Genomic DNA, 17,851 nt, shown 5'->3' on the forward strand with positions numbered 1-17,851 from the left:
CGAACGATCGTTCGTGCCAGACAGCCGGACGCACGGAAACGCCGCGCCCGGAGGGGGCGCGGCGCGAGCCGTTTCCGGCGGCTTTTCCTTGGCGGGGCTCTGTTACAGCACCAGGCCGCCGTCGATCGCGAAGACCTGGCCGGTCACGTACGCCGAGCGCCCGGACACCAGGAACTCGACCAGGTCCGCGACCTCCTCCGCGGTCCCCAGCCGCCCGAGCGGGATCCGGGGCACGGCCTTGTCGAGCACGTCCTGGGACATCGCGCTCGTCATCTCGGTCTCGATGTAGCCGGGAGCGACCGTGTTCGCCCGGATGCCGTACCGGCCCGCTTCCTTGGCCAGCGTCTTCGTGAACGCCGCGATCGCGCCCTTGGCCGCCGCGTAGTTGGCCTGCCCGGCCTGGCCGTCCCGGCCGGCGATCGACGACAGCGTGACCACGGCCCCGGAACGGCGCTTCATCATCCCGAAGACCGCGGCCCGGCACGCGAAGAACGTTCCGTCCACATTGGTCCGGAACACCGAACCCCAGTCGTCGTCGGACATCGCGACCACCGGCCGGTCGCGCGTGATGCCCGCGGAGGTCACCACCGCTTCGACCGGGCCGAGTTCTCCTTCGGCCCGCCGGACGAACTCCTGCACGGCTTGCGCGTCGGTCACGTCGACCGCGCAGGCCAGCGCGGCGGCGCCGCATTCGGCCGCCAGCTTTTCGACCTCCGCCGCGTCGTCCGCGCGCGAGCGATAGCAGAAGGCCACGTCATGCCCGGACCGCGCGAGCCGGAGCACGACGGCGCGCCCGATCCCCCGCGAACCGCCGGTCACCAAAGCCACCGGGCGTTGTGTCATCGTCCCGTCCTGTTCCCGAAACCGATTGTCGCCTGTCCGACGGACAGCACTGTCTCGTCGCCGATCAAGGCCGTGCCCGCGCAGATCGCCGACCCGGTCACGCCGCGCACCAGTTCCACGCGGTGCTCGATCGCCTCGCCGGGCGCCGCGCCGCGCACCGCCCGCACGTCGCGCAGCCCGGCGACGAGCACTTCTCCGTCCGCCTGCGGGGATTCCCAGCACGCCAGCGCCGCGCTCGCCTGCAGCCACGACTCGAGCAGCAGGTACGGCGCGGCCCCGTTCCGGCACCACGGCCGGTCCGCCGCGACCGTCCAGCGCGCCGCCAGCCGGACGCCGGGCTCGACCGCCGTGATCTCGTCGAGCAGCAGCATCGGGTCGCGGTGCGGAAGCAGGTCGTGCAGGCCGGTCACGGCGCGGCGAACCGGATCTGGCAGACGGGCTCGCCCCGCCTGCGCACGGCGCCGGTCAGCTGCCCGTCCGGTCCCGCGGAGACGGTCGTCTCCAGCTCGTCGCCCGGCCGCACCGCGTCGACGAACCGGGCCCGCGCGACGTCAAGCCCGGGCGGCACCGGAAATCCCAGTTCCGCGGCGGCCTGGCGCACCAGGTCGATCAGGCATACGCCGGGCACGACCGGCCGCTCCGGGAAGTGGCCGGCGAAAACCGCGGAGTTCGAGTCGACGCTGGTTCGCACCGTGTCCGGGCCGACCCGGGCGAACCGCCACTCGAACGGCGTCAGCAGCTCCGGAAGACCGCGCATCCCACCCGTCCTTCCGCGTCCGACGTGGTCACCACGCCGATCCGGCCCGGTTCTCCCGGTTCCGCCAGCAGTTCGACGAGCTGGTACGCGGCCGAAGCCGCCCCGGTGTCGCCGAAGCGTTCCGCGCTCCTCGTGCGCACCTGCGCGTCCGGCAGGACCTCGCCGACGGCCGCGCGTTCCCGAGCGCCGCGGCTCGGCGAAGCCGCGGGCACGACCGCACCGACCTCGCCCGCGTCGACCCCCGCTTTCCGCAAGGCCCGGCGGAGGCTGGCGGCGAGCGCGGACTGCATCCCGTCCGGTTCGGGGTAGACCCCGAAGTCCACCGCGAGGACCTCGGCCAGCGCACGGCGGTCGCCGCCGACGGCTTCGGGCGCTTCGAGCAGGAACATCACGCAGCCCTCGGCCGGGTCCGACCCGGCCGAGCGGGCCGCCTCGACCGCGCGCCGGCCGGGCGACAGCTCCTCCACCGCGCCCCAGACGACCGCTTTCGCGTGCCCGTTGCCGTGCATCCGGCGCGCGTAGTTCAAGGTCAGCAACCCGGTCGCGTGGCTGCCGCAGATCGTCGTGTTCGGTCCCTTGATCCCGTGCCAGATCGCGCACTGCCCGGCGGCGAAGTTCATCAGGGTCCTCGGCACGTGCGCCGGGTCGACGTCGTAGGGCTTGTCCCGGGTCCACGTGTCGCGGAGGAACTCCATCGCGCTCTGGACCCCGTCGTTGGCCCCCAGGACCAGGCCGAGGTCGTCCGCCGCGTACCGCTCGCGGCCGATCTTGTCCAGCAGCAGGCCGGTCGTCGCGACCGCGAGTCCCGCGGCCCGGTCCATCGCCCGCGTCCCTTTCTTGCCGAGGATCTCGCGCACGTCGAAGTCCGCGACCGCGGCGCGCTTCCCGTCGCCTTCGCGCAGGCCGGAAAGGTGGGCCTGCGCGCCGTGCCCCAGCGGGGAATACGTCTCCCACGCGGTGATCACCGAAGTGGCTGAAGCGGTCATCGCCGTCCGCTCTGCTCGTGCTTGCCGAGGATCAGCACCGCGTCGTTGCCGGCGAAGGCGAGCGAATTGTTCTGGACCACCCGGAGTTCTTCCTTCCTCGCCGTGTTGGGCACGCAGTCGATGCCGATCTCGGGGTCGGGCTCGGAGAAGTTGACCGTCGGCGGGATGAACCCGTTCTCCAGCGCCAGCGCGCAGCCCGCCGCGGCCAGCGCGCTCGCCGCGCCCATGCTGTGGCCGAGCATCGACTTCATCGACGACGTCGGCGGCGGCTCCGGCCCGAACACCTGCTTGATCGCGGCCGCCTCGATCACGTCGTTGGCCTTGGTCCCGGTGCCGTGCGCGGAGATGTAGTCGACCTCGCCGGGCTCGATGCCCGCGTTCCGGTGCGCCTGCCGGATGCACCGGGCCACGCTGGACTGGTCCGGCGCGACCGGATGGTGGGCGTCGCACGCCAGGCCGTAGCCCAGCACCTCGGCGTAGACGTGCGCGCCGCGGGCGAGCGCGGAGCCGAGCGTCTCCAGCACCAGCACCGCGCCGCCCTCGCCGGTGAGGATGCCCTTGCGGTCCCGGTCGAACGGCTGGCAGTGCTCCGGCGCGATCGTGCCCAGCCGGTAGAACGTCACGAACGTCATGCGCAGCAACGCGTCGACGCCCCCGCACAGCGCGATGTCGGCCTCGCCGCCGGCGACCGCGTCGAACCCGTATCCGATGGCGTAGTTGCCCGCCGCGCACGCGGTCGGGATGGTGACCGCCTCGACGTCGGTCAGCGCCAGTTCCCGGGCGACGTCGACCGAAAGCCGGCTCGACGACGACCGGAGCGCGGCGGCGGCGTCGACGTCGTCGGAGCCGCTCGCCACCTGCCCGCGCACGATCCGGTCGAGTTCGCCGGACTCGCCGTAGGTCGTCCCGATCGCCACCAGCGCCCGCCGGTCGCGGACCTGCTCCTCGGTCAGGCCCGCGTCGCCGAGCGCCATCCGCGCGCCGGCGACCGAGAGCTGGGTCGCCCGGCCGAGGTCGCCGGGCGCCAGCCGCGCGAGCCACCGCTCCGGCTCGAAGTCCGGGACCTCGCACGCGGTGGTGTGCGCGAACCCCTCGATGTCGAACGCCGTGATCGGGCGGGCGCCGGAGCGCCCCTCCCGCAACCCGTCCGCGAACTCGCCGACCCCGGTGCCGATGCTGCTGACGATCCCCAGCCCGGTGACGACGACCGGCTCGCGGCCGGAGCGGTTCTCCGGCATGTCAGCGCGCTCCGGCCCGGGCGGCCGCCAGCGCGGCCACGACCACCTCGTAGGTGTTCTGCACGTCGTGCATCACCGCCAGCGCCGACTGCTCGATGGTGATCCGGAACCTGCGCTCCAGCGCCGACAGGATTTCGATCCCCTGCAGGGAATCCGCCTTCAGCTCGTCCCAGAAATGGCTGTTCCAGCCGATTTCCTCGACGTCGACCTCGACGATGTCGGCGACGATCCGGCGGATCTCGTCGCGGATCCCGGCGTCGATCCCGCCGTCCTCGTGCCCCGTGGTCATCGGTCCCCTTTCCCTGGTTTTCTTCCCGTCACCCGGTTTCGCCCCGGGCGATGAACTCGAGCGTCCTGGCGACGACCTCGCCGTCGCCGAGGATCCGCCGGTGCCCGAGCCCGGAGGTCTCCAGGAATTCGGCCCGCGGATACGTCTCGGCGATCTTGCGCCCCTGCGAGACGTGGATTTCCTTGTCCTTGTCGTCGTGGATCACCAGCAGCGGCCACTTGGCCTCGTCCGCGCGGTAGGTCGCGGAGAACCGGTTCCAGATGTCCTCTTCCGGCGCGAAGTACTGCTCGCTGCGCCGCCGCAGGTCGTCGGCGACCTTGCCGCCGAGCCCCAGCCGCCCGGTGAACAGCACCGGCAGGTACCCGAAATCGCACACCGCCCCGATGGTGACGAGCCGGTCGGCCGGCACGCCGGTGCGGAGCGCGTGGTAGGCGCAGAGGCCGCCGAAGGAGTGCGCGACGACCGCGCGGAAGGGCCCGTATTTCGCGGCCACCGCCCGCGCGGCGCTCGCGGTGTCGACGATCGTCGACCGGTCGCCCTCGGAATCCCCGTGCCCGAAGGAGTCGAACGCCACCGCCGACATGCCCAGTTCGAGAATGCCCGGGACGAGCGCGGCCCAGCTGGAGGCGCGGCTGTCGAAGCCGTGCATGAGCAGGACCCGCCGGTCGCTGTCGCCCCAGCGGTAGACGGCGAGTTCCTTGCCGTCCACGCGCATCCGCTCGGCGTCGGCGGCGTCGTGCACCGCCTGTTCGGGCGGGCGCACCTTGGCGCGGGCGCCCGTGCGCACGAAAAGCGGGAATGCCAGTTTCCCCGCGAGGCTCGGCGATACCGCGGCCGCGGCGTTCAGCCCGAACTTGATGGCAGTCAACGAGTTCACCGTGTTTCCTTCCGGTTGCCGGTCAATTCACCTTACGAGCGGCGTCCTGCCAGAAGGAGTCTCTGAGCTGCCGCCGCAGGATTTTTCCGCTGGCGTTGCGGGGCAGCCGGTCGACGTACTCGTAACTGGTCGGTGTCTTGAACCCGGCGAGGCGCCCGGAAAGGAAGACCGTCAGCTCGCGGGCGCTCGCCTCGGCCCCGGGCGCGAGCACGACGAAGGCGTGCACCGCCTCGCCCCACCGCTCGTCCGGGACGCCGACGACGGCGGCCTCGGTCACGGCCGGGTGCTTGCCCAGCGCGTTCTCCACCTCGGCCGGGTAGACGTTCTCGCCCGCGACGATGATCGTGTCCTTGATCCGGTCGCAGATGAAGAGGAAGCCCTCCTCGTCGAGGTAGCCCGCGTCCCCGGTGCGCAGCCAGCCGTCCACGAGGGTCTCGGCCGTGGCTTCCGGCTGTCCCCAGTACTCCAGCAGGTGCCCCGGGGTGCGGATCCAGACCTCGCCGATCTCCCTCGCGGGCAGCGGGTTCCCGGCGTCGTCCTTGATCATCAGCGCGAACCCGGGGTACGGGCGGCCCGCCGCGGTCATCCGCGGTCCCCCGGCGACGTGCTCGGACGGCGGGAGGCAGACCGCGGTGTTGCCGGACTCGGTCAGGCCGTAGATCTGCGCGAACTCGCAGCCGATCCGCTCGATGGCCTCCGCGAGCAGCCGCTCCCCGATCGGCGAGCCGCCGTAGACGACCTTCCGCACGCTCGCGAAGTCCGCGTCGGTCACCGCGCGCTCGGCGAGCATCATCTGCAGCATCGCCGGGACGACGCACATGGTCGTGACGCGGTGCTCGCGCACCAGGCGCACCGCGTCGGCGCTGGTGAACGTGCGCAGTGCGACGTTCGTGATGCCCGCGTGGAAACCCTGCAGCGCCCACCACAGGCCGCCGATGTGGAACCCCGGCACCCCGAGCAGGCTGACGTCGCCCTCCCGCCAGTCGATCCAGTCGAGGTCCGCTCCGGCGAGCGCGTCGCGGACCGCGTAGAAGCTGCGGTGCGCCAGCACGACGCCCTTGGGCAGACCCGTGGTCCCGCTCGTGTACATCTGCACGATCGGGCGGTCCGGGTCGGCCGTGCCGTCGATGTCCTCGGCGGAGGCGTCGCGCGCCCAATCGTCGAGACCGCCGTCGGGGTCGGAAGCGGTGACGGCAATGACCTCGGGTGGTGCCGCCAGGTCCTTGCCCGCTTCCTTGACCACGGTGAGGAAATCGCGCTCGGCGAAGACGAGGTGCGCGCCCGAATCGCGCAGCACGTGCTCGGTCTCGCCCGCGGTGAGCCGCCAGTTGACCGGCACCAGCACGGTTTCCGCCTTGGCGCAGGCGAACAACAGACGGTAGTAGTGCTCGGAATCCCGGCCGAGGTAGACCACCCGGGCGCCCGGCCCGGCCCCCGCCGCCCGCAGCGCGCGGGCGATGCGGTTGCTGCCGCGGTGCAGTTGCGCGTAGGTGACCTCGCGGTCCTCGCAGCGGATCGCGACCTGGTCGGGCCGGTTCCGGGCGTGGAACGCGACCGTCGCGTCGAGGGTCTGCAGCTCGCCGTAGTACATGGGGGAAGTTCGCTCCTGTCCGGTCATGACCAGCGATGCGTTTCAGGCCAGTAGCTCCGGCCGGTGCGGACGGCGGCTCCGGAACCGGCGGCGGTCTCCTCGTCGCGCACGGACGCCACGATCGCGTGCGCGTAGGTCCCGGTGAACCCGAACGAGCTGACGGCGGCGAACCGGCGGCCGCCGGTGTCCGGCCACGGAGTGCCCTCGCGCGGGATCTCCAGGCCCAGCCGCGCCCACGCCACGTCCGGGTCCGGCACGGAAACCCCTGCCTGGCGCGGAATTTCCCCGGCGCGGACCGCGAGCACGGCCTTCATCAGGCTGGCCATCCCGGACACCGTTTCGAGGTACCCGAGGTTCGCCTTCGCCGAGCCGAGCAGCAACGGCGGACGGCCGGCGCCCTTGCGGCCGTAGACGTCGGCGAGCACCTCGGCCTCGATCACGCCGGCCAAGCGGACGCCGTTCGCCTGCGCCTCGACGTATCCGACCTGCTCGGGTTCGACGTCGGCCGCGCGCAGAGCGTGCTGGATCACCCGGGCCTGTCCGGTGCCCGACACCCGGGAGATCGTGTCGCGGGAACCGTGCTGGTACACGGCGGTGCCTTTGATCGCCGCGTACGCCTTTTCCGCGTCCTGCTTGCGCCGCAGCACCAGGACCCCGCAGCCTTCGCCGCGGACGTAGCCGTCCGCCGACGCGTCGAACGGCCGCGACCGCCCGGTCGGCGAGAGCATGCCCGACTTCGCGAACACCCCGAAGGTGCCCGGGGCCAGCAGCAGGTGAGCCGCGGCGACGACCGCGACGTCGCATTCGCCCGCCCGCAGCGACGCGCACGCGAGGTGCAGCGCGGTCAGCGCGGACGAGCACGCGGTGTCGACGGTGAACGCGGGCCCGTCGAGCCCGAGGCAGACGGCGATCCGGCCGGCGGCGGCGCTCAGCGCGCTGCCCGGCCCCATGTGGGCGGACAGCCGGTCTTCGCCCACGCCGTTGCGCAGCGCGGCGAAGTTGTACTCCACCGTGCTGACCGCCGCGAAGACTCCCGCCCGTACACCGGTCACGTCGTCGAGCCCGGCGTCGGCGAGCGCTTCCGCCGCGCAGGTGACGAGAAGCCGTTGCTGCGGGTCCAGGTATTTCGCTTCTTCCTCGTCGATTCCGAAGCGCTCGGCGTCGAAGACGTCTATCGAGGACAGGTACGAACCCCGGCGCAGCAGATCCGCGTACGGCCGCAGGTCTTCCGCGTCGAGGTTCCAGCGCGGGCGGCCGGTGCTGTCGAGCGGCACCTCCGGCTGGTCCTCGAACACCACGCGGCCCTCCCGCAGCGCCGACCACAGCGCGTCCGGGCCGTCGAGCTCGCCGGGGAACCGCAATCCCATGCCCACCACCGAAATGTCCTGGGTGGCGGCGAGCCGCTGCCGCGCGAGCAGCATCACCAGCTGCTTGTGCGGCAGCCGCTCGAGCGAGTCGATGTACTCCTTCACCGGCTCACATCCCCCGCAGCGCGGCGAGTTCGGCGTCGATCTCCGCGTCCGGCATGGTCTCGACCGCGCCGGTCCCGGCATCCGGGGCCGCCGTTTCCGGGACGAGCTGCTCGTCCACGAACGCGGCGAGCACGGCCACCGACGGGTAGTCGAAGACCACGGAAGTCGGCAACGAGACGCGGAACGCCGACTCCAGCGCGTTTTTCATCTCCACCGCCATCAGCGAGTCGACGCCGAGTTCCATGAACTTCGCCTGCGGCGAGATGTCGCCGGCGTCGTCGAACCGCAGCAGGTCCGCGATCCGCGCGCGCACGGCCTCGTTGATCGCCGCCCGCCGCTCGAGTTTCGGCAGCGCCCGCAGCGCGTCCAGGTCGACCGAGCGGTCGGCCACCGTGGCCGTCCGCGCCACCAGCCGGAACAACGCGTTGGCCGCCGGGCGCGACGGGACGAACCGGTCCCATTCGACCTCGCCGACCATGACCTCGGAGACCGGCTGCCCGAGCAGCTTCCCGAGCGCCCTGGCCCCGGCCCTCGGCTTGAGGAAGCGCAGACCCTGGCCCTCGATGCCGCGGATCATCTGCTCGGTCAGGCTCGCCGCCATGCCGACCTCGGCCCACGGGCCCCAGCCGACGCTCAGCCCCGCCTGCCCGGCCGCCGCCCGCCGCGTCATCACCGCGTCGACGAACGTGTTGCCCGCCGCGTAGTTCGCCTGGCCCGCCGGGCCGAGCGCGGCGGACATCGACGAGTAGCCGACGAAGAACTTCAGCTCGGGGAACTTCGCGGCCATCTCGTGCAGCAGCCAGGTGCCGTAGACCTTCGTCCGGAAGACCCGGTCGATCTGCTCCCACGTCATCGCCGAGATCGGCCCGTCGGCGAGGACGCCCGCCGCGTGCACGATCCCGCCGAGCGGACGGCCCGCCGCGCCGATCGCCTCGGCGATGCGGCCGACGTCCGCCGCGTCGGCGATGTCGCCCCGGTAGAACTCGACCCGCACGTCCTCGCCGAGCCGCTGCGCGAGATCCGCGATCGCTCGCGCGTCCGGTTCCCGGCGGCTGACCAGGCTCAGGTGCCGGGCGCCCTCGTCGACCAGCTTCCGGGCGGTGACGACGCCGAGCGCGCCGAGACCGCCGGTGATCAGGTACGTCTCGTCCGGGCTCAGGGCGACGCCCGGGCCGGAGCCGATCCCGGGGCGCTCGGCGAAGTCCAGCACCAGCTTGCCGACGTTCGCGCCCCGGCTGAGCACGCCGAACGCCTCCTCGATCTCGTCGAGCGAGTACGCGGTCGTCGCGATCGGCGCGATCTGCCCGGAAGTGAGCAGGCCGGCCACGGTTTCGAGGATGTCCTTGCTGATCCGCCGCAGCTCCGCCTCGGGGAACTCGCTGAGGTCGAAGTTGTGGTAGCCGACGTCCGGCCGCACCTCGCGGACCTGTTCGGCCGACCAGATGCCCAGCTTGCCGAGCTCCACGAACCGGCCGCCCTCGGCCAGCACGCCGAGGCCCGCCGGGATGAAGTCCTTGTTGAGGCTGTTGAGCACGATGTCGACGCCGCGGCCGCCGGTCAGCTCCCGGATCCGGTCGCCGAACTCCAGCGTGCGCGAGTTCAGCACGTGCTCGATGCCTTGCGCGCGAAGGAAATCGTGCTTGCCGGGGCTGGCCGTGGCGTAGATTTCCGCACCGGCGAGCTTGGCCAGCGCGACCGCCGCCTGGCCGACCCCGCCCGCGGCGGCGTGGACGAGCACCCGGTCGCCCGGCTTGATCCCGGCCAGCGTGTGCAGCGAGTAGTACGCGGTCACGTACGCCGTCGGCACGCCGGCGGCCTCCGCGAACCCGAGGTTCGGCGGCTTGCGCACCGCCATTTCCGACGGCACGGTCACCCGGCGGCGCATGCAGCCGAGGTGGCTCACGATCACTTCGTCGCCGACCGCGAACTCCGCCTCCGGACCGGCCGCGACCACCGTGCCCGCGCCCTCGAAGCCGAGCGGCAGTTCGCGGTACTCGGCTCCGGTGTCGGCGGCGTGCTGGGCGAGCAGGCCCAGGGCGTTGAGCACGTCCTTGAAGTTGATCCCGGCGGCGTGCACGCGGACCTGGATTTCGGCGCCCTGGGGCGGTTCGTCCTCGACCGGCGCGCGCCGGATCCCGGCGAATTCGCCGTCCTTGCCCGGGACCAGGGCGAAGTTGTCGTCGCGCGGACCGGCCGCGTCGAGCGCGCGGATCCGGCGCACGTGCCGGATCCCGTCGCGGTAGGCGACCTGGAACTCGTCGGCCTCGGCCAGCTGCCACTCCGCGATCAGCGGTGCGTAGTCGCCCTCCACGACGTCGACCAGGGTCGGCCGATAGGCCGGGCTTTCCGACCACAGCGACCGGCCGAAGCCCCACAGCGACGCCGCGAGCGGCGGCACGGAGACGTCCTCGGCATCGCCCGGCAGCTGCTGAGCGCCTTCGGTCACCAGCCAGAATCGCTGGCCCTGCCCGAACGAGCGGCGCTGCAGAATGTCCAAAGTAGACAGAAGGTCGGAGTAGTTGCGCTCGGCCTCCTCGGGCAGCATGCCCCCGGCGGCCGGCCGCCAGAACCAGCAGACGTCCGTCGGCGTGCGCTCGGCGTACAACGCCGCCACGCCGGCCGCGTCCGCGGCGTAGCGCACGCGGATCCCCGCTGCCCGCAACGGCTCGGCGAGCGAATCGAACTGCGCCGCGGACCGGTTGACCACGACGACGTCGCGCGGCTCGGCCCGGGACGTGCGCACGAGAGAACGCTTGACCCACCGGGTTTCGTGGAACAGCCCGCGCCGCTGCTCGTTCGGCCCGGCGGCGACGCGCCGGAACGCGAGCCCCCGCGCGACGAACACCGCCCGGTCCCCGTCGAGCAGCAGCATGTCGGCGGTCAGGTCCCGGCTGGTCAGGTCGTCGCTGGTGATGCGCAGCAGGCTGCGCAGCGTCTCGCCCTTCGGCTTCTTGAGCAGTTGCAGGGTGCCGAAGCCGACCGGCAGGTAGCTCTCGCCGTCGTCGAGCACCCCGGCGACCGACTGGATCACGTTGTCCAGCAAGAACGGCGGCAGGTACTCGCCCGCGCCGGTGTCGTGCCCGCGCAGCGCGGCTACCGAAACACGGTCGCCTTCCCGCGTCAGCGAGGTGATCCGCGCGAACTCGGGACCGTACGACAGCCCGAGGTCGTCGAAGTCGGCGTAGAGGTCTTCGGGCACGACGGCCACCGGTTCGGCGTCCACTACCGCGGCCGCGCGTTCGCGCAGTTCGGCCGACGCCGCCGCGAGTTCGGGCAGCAACGCGTCGGCGGGTGCGTCGATGGTCGCGGTGACGTGCTTGCGCTCGATGCCGCCGTCCTCGCCCGCGACCCGGCTGAAGATCTCGACCGCGGCACAGCCGTTTTCGTCCGGCCACACCAGTGTGCGAACCTCGACCTCGTATTCGTCGGACACGATCAGCGGCTCGTGGATCCCGATGTCCCGCAACGGACGGCCGGTCTCGCCGAACACGACGTCCTGCGCCGCCAGCAGCACCTCGACGAACGCGGCGGCGGGGACCACGAACTGGCCCATCACGACGTGGTCGCGCAGGTAGCCGGGACGGCCGGGGCTCAGCGTCGTGCGGAATTCCCGGACGCTGCCCTCGCCCCGCGCCGGAACGCCGAGCAGCGGGTGGTGCGCGCTCGCTCCGCCGCCGTCCTGCTTGCGCCCGGCGGACGCGGGCAGCCAGTACCGCCGCCGGTCGAACGCGTAGGCCGGCAGCGTGACGCGGCGGCCTTCCCGGCCGCGGTAATAACCCGCCCAGGACAGGGAAAGCCCGGCCCGGTACAGCTCGGCGACGGACTTCTTGAGCACCTCGCCGGTCGCGTCGTCGGGGTGCATGCTGGCCAGCCAGAGGTGCTCGCCCGGGTCGACGCACCGGCGGCCGAGGCCGAGCAGCGTGCCCGCCGGGCCGACCTCGACGAACGCGTGCCTGCCGCGGGCCGCGATCGCCGCCATGCCCGCGGCGAAGTCCACCGGCTCGCCGATGTGCCGGACCCAGTACTGCGGGTCCGACAACAGCTCCGGCGACGCGACCGCGCCGGTGACGTTGGAGATCAGGGTGCGGTCCGGCTCGTGGAATTCGATGCCCGCGATGGCCGCGGCGAAGTCGGCGAAGACCTCGCGCATCAGCGGCGAGTGGAACGCGTGCGAAACGGCGAGGGGCTTGGCCTTCACCTCGCGCGCGGCCAGCTGCTCGACGACCTTGGCGAGCGATTCCTCGCCGCCGGAGACCACGCAGAGCCCGGGCGCGTTGACCGCCGCGATCGCCAGGTCCGAGTACCCGGCGAGCAGCGGCTCCAGTTCGGCGGCGGGCAGCGCGACCGACACCATGCCGCCCGGCGCCGAGACCGACTGCATCAGCCGGGCGCGCGCCGCGACGAGCAGCACCGCGTCCTCGAGCGAGAACAGCCCGGCGACCGCGGCGGCGACGACCTCGCCGATGCTGTGCCCGATCAGCACGCTCGGCTCGACGCCCCAGCCGATCCAGAGCTTCGCCATGGCGTACTCGACGGTGAACAGGGCGGGCTGGGTGAATTCGGTCCGGTCGAGCGGTTCGCGGTCGGAGCCGAAACCCAAGTCCCGCACGGACACTCCGAGGTGCCGGGCGAACAGGCGGTCGCATTCGTCGACGTGGGCCCGGAATTCCGGATAGCGCTCGTACAGCGCGCGGCCCATGCCCGGGTACTGGGCGCCCTGGCCGGTGAACAGCATCGCGACCTTGTACGTCTCCCCCGTCGCCGCCGCGGGTTCGGCGGCCAGCAGGGCGAGCAGGTCCTCCCGGCTGGACACGACCCCGGACAGCCGCTCGTCGAAATGCGCCCGGCCGACGGCGGCGGTGTAGCAGACGTCGCGCAGCGGCACGTCCGGCGTCTGGGCGAGGAAGTCGCGGTATTTGGCTGCCTGCAAGCGAAGCGCCTTCGGGCTCTTGGCGGACAGGACGAACACCTCGCCCTCCCCCTCGCGCGCGGACGCCGGCTCGGCGGGGGCGAGCAGCTTCTCCGGCGTCTGCTCCAGCACGGCCGAGGCGATCGTCCCGGCGAAACCGAACGAGTTGACCACGGCCCGGCGCACCGGAGCCTCCCACCGCGTCGTCGTCTCCGGAACCGAAACCGGCGAGCGGTCCCACGGGATGTGCGCGGAGGGCCGGTCGACGTGCAGATGCGGGTAGATCCGGCCGTGCCGCAGCTGCAGCGCGGTCTTGATGACGCCGCCGATGCCCGCGGCGGCCTCCATGTGCCCGATGTTGGTCTTGAGCGAGCCGACGACGACGGGGTTCTCCGGCGTGTGCGATTCAGCGAACACGCCGCTGATCGAGCGCATCTCGATCGGGTCGCCGAGGGAGGTCCCGGTGCCGTGCGCCTCGACGTACTGGATGTCGGCCGGGCTCAGCGAAGCGCGGTCCAGCGCCGCGCGCATGACGGCTTCCTGCGCGACGCTGTTGGGCACGGTCAAGCCGCCGCTCTCGCCGTCCTGGCGCACCGCGGTGCCGCGGATCAGCGCGAGGATCCGGTCGCCGTCGCGCTTGGCGTCGGAAAGCCGCTTGAGCACGATCATCCCGGCGCCTTCGCTGCGGGCGTAGCCGTCGGCCGACTCGTCGAACGTCTTGCACTTGCCGTCCGGAGACAGCATTCCGGCCTGGGAGAACACGATGTGGTTGAGCGGATGGTGGATCGCGTTCACGCCGCCGGTGATGGCGATCTCGCAGTCGCCGCGGCGCAGGCCCTGCACCGCCAGGTCGAGCGCGACGATCGAGGACGAGCACGCGGTGTCGATCGCGATGCTCGGGCCCCGCCAGCCGAGCAAGTAGGAAATGCGGCCGGGCAGGGCGCTGTGCGCGGTGCCGGTGCCCACGTACGCGTCCAGCTCGTCGTCGGCCAGCGCGCCGATCTCCAGCGTGTAGTCGAAGCAGGAGATGCCGATGTACACGCCGCCGTTGCGCCCGCGCAGCGCGGACGGGTCGATCGTGGCGTCCTCCAGCGCCTCCCACGCGGTTTCGAGCCCCAGCCGGTGCTGCGGGTCGATGTACTGGGCCTCTTTCGGGGAGATGTTGAAGAACCCGGGGTCGAAGCGGTCGATCCGGTCGAGGAAGCCGCCGCCCGACGCCGAGGTCTTGCCCTTCGCCGTGCCCTCGGCCGAGAAGTACCCGGCCACGTCCCACCGGTCGTCCGGGATCGGGCCGGTGCCGCAACGGCCGTCCCGCAGGAACTCCTCGAACTCGGCCGGCGTCGTGCTGCCGCCGGGGAAGCGCAGGCCGACCCCGACGATGGCGATCGGCTCGTACTTCTCCAGCAGCAGCTCGCGCAGCAGCGCCTGCTCGCGTTCGGCGCGGGTCTCGGACACCGTTCTCCCTCCCTCGCGCCGCCCCGGCGGGACGGCGCTCCCTAAAAGTTCAGTGTTCGTAGAGGTCTTCGAGCAGGGAATCGACCAGCTGCCGGTGCCCCGGCCCGGACGGTTCCGCCGCGGCGGGCGCACCGGCCCCGGGCAGGACCGCTTCGGCGACGAAGTCGACGACCTGGCGGACGGTCGCGTTGTCGAACAGCAGCGACGCGTCCAGCTCGCAGCCGAGCTTTTCTTCGAGCCGCTGCTTGATCTCGGCCGCCCGCAACGAGGTCAGCCCCAGCGCGAAGTAGTTCTCGTCGGGCGGCAGATCGTCCTTTTCGGACATCAGCAGCGCGCGCCGGAACTCGGCCGAGACCAGCGTCTCGAGCGCGTCCCGGCGGTCCGGCCGCGGCAGCGCCAGCAGCTCTTCGACGGCCCGCGGCCGTTCCTCAGACGGGATTGGAGATGGCAATCTTCACTTCACCTCGGCAGTTTCCGCCGGTCTCGTCCCAGAACTCGCACTTCGTGCGGAGGACGATCAGCGGGTCCCAGCGCTCGACCTGGTCGAGCCGCACGACGTCGACGACGGTGGTCCGGCCCTCGAACATCCTTCCGCGCATCTGGCGCTTGAAGGTGCTCTTCAGGTCGGTGATCAGGATGTTCCCCAGCTGCAGCCGCCAGAAGTCGTCGATGGTCCAGCGCGCGAAAACCGGGTGCAGGCCGTCCTGGACCGCCTTGGCGATCAGGTAGTAGGCCATCTGGTTGTAGCAGATGTTGAACTCGACCGCGTTGAAGTGCCCGGTGTCGTCGATGTAGCACGACTCGGGGATCGCGAACTCCCCCGCCACCGAAATCCCCTCGCCGGACTCCGGCCCGTGCGGCACGGTGGTCTCGGCGAATTTGAGGTAGCGGCAGTGTTCGCGGTACACCCGCAGGACCCGGTCGAGCAGCTCGTGGTCGGTGTCGAACCGCACGAGCCGCCCGGCCGGGTGTTCGTCCGTCCTCATCGGACGGTCACCGGGATCCTGCGCGGCGAGCGGATCAGGTAGTTCGGCCGCCATTCGATCTCCTCGCGCGCGATCGCGAGCTTGAGGTCCGGGAACCGGGTCAGCAGCTTCTCGACCATGATCTGGATCTCGATCCGCGCGAGTTCCTTGCCCGGGCAGTGGTGCGCGCCGCGGCCGAAGGACCAGTGCTGCTTGTCCTCGCGGTCGAAGTCGAGCACGTCCGGGTCGGGGAAGCGGGCCGGGTCGCGGTTCGCCGAGGAGATGCTGAGGATCACCGTGTCGCCGGCTTTGACCTGCGTGCCGCAGATTTCCATGTCCTCGACGGCGAAGCGGCGCAAGGCGTTGTGCGCCGAGCCGTCCCAGCGCAGCATTTCCTCCACCGCGTCCGGGATCAGCTCCGGGTGCTCCCGCAGCCGCTGCGCCTTGTCCGGCTGGGTGAGCAGGGCGAGGATCGTGCTGCCCATCGAGCCGACCGTGGTGTCGTAGCCGCCGAGCACGAGGAAGAAGGTCATGCCGACCATCTCCTGCTCGCTGAGCCCGTGGCCCTCCTCGTCCTTGCCGTGCACCCAGTGCGACATCAGGTCGTCGTCCGGGTTCTCGCGCTTGCGGGCGACGAGCTGGTAGATGAACTCGATCAGCTGCTTGCCCGCGGTGCGCGCCTCCTCGATCACGCCGCCGAGCATCGCGTCGCTCCAGCCGCGGAAGTTCCCGCCCATGTCGCGCGGGATGCCGAGCAGGTCGATGGTGATCTGGATCGGCAGCGGCGCGGCGAGCAGGTGCATCAGGTCGCCGCCGCCCCGCGCTTCGATCTCGTCGAGCAGGCGGTCGGTCTCCTGCTCGATCCGGGTGCGCAGCATGGCGATCCGCTTGGGCGTGAAGGCGAAGTTCATGAACCGGCGCAGCCGCGTGTGCAGCTCGCCGTCCTCCATGTGCAGATTGCCCTCGCGCACGAGCACCGGCAGCAGTTCGCTCTCGTAGTCGCTGTTGGCGTGCCGGCGGTTGCGCACCAGGCGCCGGTCCTTCAGCAGCTCGGCGACGTCGTCGTAGCGGGTGACCAGCCAGACCGGCGGGCCCTCGGGCAGGCAGACGCGGTGGATCGGCGCGTCTTCGCGCAGTTTCGCGTAGGTGGGATAGGGATCGGCGAAGTAGCCTTCGTCGAACGGCACGGGAAGTGCGTGGACTGGGCATTTGCTCGGCATGTCAGACCTCGTCGGGTTCACGGGCGGAGCGACACCGGCAGCGTGCGCGGAGCGCGGAAGATGTAGTTCGGACGCCATTCGATCGACTCCGCGGGCACCGCCAGCGACAGGTCGGGGAAGCGCTCGAGCAGCTTGCCGATCATGATCTGCAGTTCGATCCGGGCGAGTTCCTTGGCCGGGCAGTGGTGCGGGCCGCGGCCGAAGGTCCAGTGCTGTTTGTCCTCGCGTTCGAAGTCGAGCACGTCGGGGTCCGGGAAATGGCGCGGGTCGCGATTGGCCGAGCCCAGCGACAGGATCACGGTGTCGCCCTTGGGGATGCGGACCCCGGCGATCTCCATCTCCTCGATCGCGAAGCGCCGCATGGAGTTCTGCGCCGAGCCGTCCCAGCGCAGGAATTCCTCGACGGCCTCCGGGAGCAGGTCCGGGTTCGCGCGCAGCTGGGCGGCCTTCTCCGGCTGGGCCAGCAGGCCGAGCACGGCGGTGCCGAACGAGCCGAACGTGGTGACGTAGCCGCCGAGCAGGAGGAAGAAGGTCATGCCGACGATCTCGTTGTCGTTGAGGCCGTTGCCTTCCTCGTCCTTGCCGTGGACCCAGTGCGACAGCAGGTCGTCGAGCGGTTCGGCGCGCTTGCGCTCGATCAGCTGGTGGGTGTACTCGATCAGGTTGCGGCCCGCCTGGTGCGCGTCCTCCAGGACGCCGCACATGATCATGTCGCTCCACGTGTGGAAGTCGCCGTGCATGTCGGCCGGGATGCCGAGGATGTCCACGATGATGGCGATCGGCATCGGCTCGGCGAACGCCGTCATCAGGTCGCCGCCGCCGGCCGTGGCGAACGCCTCCAGCAGTTCGTCCGCGACCTTGCTCATCCGCGGCCGCAGCGCGTCGATCCGCTTGGGCGTGAAGGCGAAGTTCATGAACCGGCGCAGCCGCGTGTGCAGCGCCCCGTCCTCCATGTGGAGGTTGCCTTCCCGCACCGCCTGCGGCAGCAGTTCGTTCTGGTAGCTCTCGTTGGCGTGCTCGCGGTTGCGCACGAGCCGCTTGTCCTTCAGCAGCTCGCCGACCAGGTCGTAGCGCGTGACCAGCCACGCGGGCATGCCCTCGGGCAGCCAGACCTGGTGGACCGGGCCGGCCTCCCGGAGCTGTTCGTACCGGGTGTACGGGTCGGCGAAGTAGTCCGCGTCGAAGACCGGGGCGGTGGCGTCCCCGCCGAACGGGCATTTGCTCGTCATGGATTCCTCTTCGGTGGAAG

General features: G+C 71.5%; 14 protein-coding genes. All 14 read right to left on the bottom strand.

Features of this window, described 5'->3' with window-relative positions:
• Positions 1-102 precede the first annotated feature (102 nt).
• Genes fabG through CU254_RS21765 form a run of 14 tightly spaced genes read right to left on the bottom strand, consistent with a single transcriptional unit; the run spans position 103 to position 17,831 of the window.
• Positions 103-843: a 3-oxoacyl-ACP reductase FabG gene (fabG, locus tag CU254_RS21700; protein ID WP_009079388.1), complete on the bottom strand. Its 741-nt coding sequence runs from the start codon at positions 841-843 to the stop codon at positions 103-105.
• Positions 840-1,253 carry a 3-hydroxyacyl-ACP dehydratase FabZ family protein gene (locus tag CU254_RS21705; protein ID WP_009079390.1) on the bottom strand — a complete coding sequence of 138 codons (414 nt, stop codon included), beginning with the start codon at positions 1,251-1,253 and terminating at the stop codon, positions 840-842. The genes fabG and CU254_RS21705 overlap by 4 nt, the downstream gene beginning before the upstream one ends.
• On the bottom strand, positions 1,250-1,600 hold the full coding sequence (locus CU254_RS21710; protein ID WP_009079392.1) for a MaoC/PaaZ C-terminal domain-containing protein: 351 nt from the start codon (positions 1,598-1,600) through the stop codon (positions 1,250-1,252). Before CU254_RS21710 ends, CU254_RS21705 begins: the two co-directional genes overlap by 4 nt.
• Positions 1,576-2,586 carry a beta-ketoacyl synthase N-terminal-like domain-containing protein gene (locus CU254_RS21715; RefSeq protein ID WP_009079394.1) on the bottom strand — a complete coding sequence of 337 codons (1,011 nt, stop codon included), beginning with the start codon at positions 2,584-2,586 and terminating at the stop codon, positions 1,576-1,578. Before CU254_RS21715 ends, CU254_RS21710 begins: the two co-directional genes overlap by 25 nt.
• Positions 2,583-3,824, bottom strand: coding sequence for a beta-ketoacyl synthase (locus CU254_RS21720; RefSeq protein ID WP_009079396.1), 1,242 nt, complete (start codon positions 3,822-3,824; stop codon positions 2,583-2,585). The genes CU254_RS21715 and CU254_RS21720 overlap by 4 nt, the downstream gene beginning before the upstream one ends.
• A gap of 1 nt (position 3,825) precedes the next feature.
• The gene (locus CU254_RS21725) at positions 3,826-4,113 is read right to left on the bottom strand and encodes an acyl carrier protein (protein WP_009079398.1); all 288 of its coding nucleotides are present in this window, start codon (positions 4,111-4,113) and stop codon (positions 3,826-3,828) included.
• 28 nt (positions 4,114-4,141) lie between these two features.
• Positions 4,142-4,990, bottom strand: coding sequence for an alpha/beta fold hydrolase (locus tag CU254_RS21730; protein ID WP_009079399.1), 849 nt, complete (start codon positions 4,988-4,990; stop codon positions 4,142-4,144).
• A gap of 22 nt (positions 4,991-5,012) precedes the next feature.
• Positions 5,013-6,581: a long-chain-fatty-acid--CoA ligase gene (locus tag CU254_RS21735; protein ID WP_037714413.1), complete on the bottom strand. Its 1,569-nt coding sequence runs from the start codon at positions 6,579-6,581 to the stop codon at positions 5,013-5,015.
• A gap of 23 nt (positions 6,582-6,604) precedes the next feature.
• On the bottom strand, positions 6,605-8,053 hold the full coding sequence (locus tag CU254_RS21740) for a polyketide synthase (protein WP_050788245.1): 1,449 nt from the start codon (positions 8,051-8,053) through the stop codon (positions 6,605-6,607).
• Between the two features lie 4 nt (positions 8,054-8,057).
• Positions 8,058-14,417 carry a type I polyketide synthase gene (locus CU254_RS21745; RefSeq protein WP_078560831.1) on the bottom strand — a complete coding sequence of 2,120 codons (6,360 nt, stop codon included), beginning with the start codon at positions 14,415-14,417 and terminating at the stop codon, positions 8,058-8,060.
• Positions 14,418-14,466: 49 nt separating this feature from the next.
• Complete coding sequence (locus tag CU254_RS21750) at positions 14,467-14,868, bottom strand: acyl carrier protein (RefSeq protein ID WP_050788246.1); 402 nt, start codon at positions 14,866-14,868, stop codon at positions 14,467-14,469.
• The gene (locus tag CU254_RS21755; protein WP_009079408.1) at positions 14,846-15,403 is read right to left on the bottom strand and encodes an FcoT family thioesterase; all 558 of its coding nucleotides are present in this window, start codon (positions 15,401-15,403) and stop codon (positions 14,846-14,848) included. The genes CU254_RS21750 and CU254_RS21755 overlap by 23 nt, the downstream gene beginning before the upstream one ends.
• Positions 15,400-16,569: a cytochrome P450 gene (locus tag CU254_RS21760; RefSeq protein WP_050788247.1), complete on the bottom strand. Its 1,170-nt coding sequence runs from the start codon at positions 16,567-16,569 to the stop codon at positions 15,400-15,402. The genes CU254_RS21755 and CU254_RS21760 overlap by 4 nt, the downstream gene beginning before the upstream one ends.
• 50 nt (positions 16,570-16,619) lie before the next feature.
• Positions 16,620-17,831 (bottom strand): cytochrome P450, encoded by a 1,212-nt coding sequence (locus tag CU254_RS21765; protein ID WP_009079412.1) that lies wholly within the window; start codon positions 17,829-17,831, stop codon positions 16,620-16,622.
• Between the last annotated feature and the right edge of the window lie 20 nt (positions 17,832-17,851).

Origin of the sequence: Amycolatopsis sp. AA4 (assembly GCF_002796545.1) — a bacterium.
Lineage (GTDB): Bacteria > Actinomycetota > Actinomycetes > Mycobacteriales > Pseudonocardiaceae > Amycolatopsis.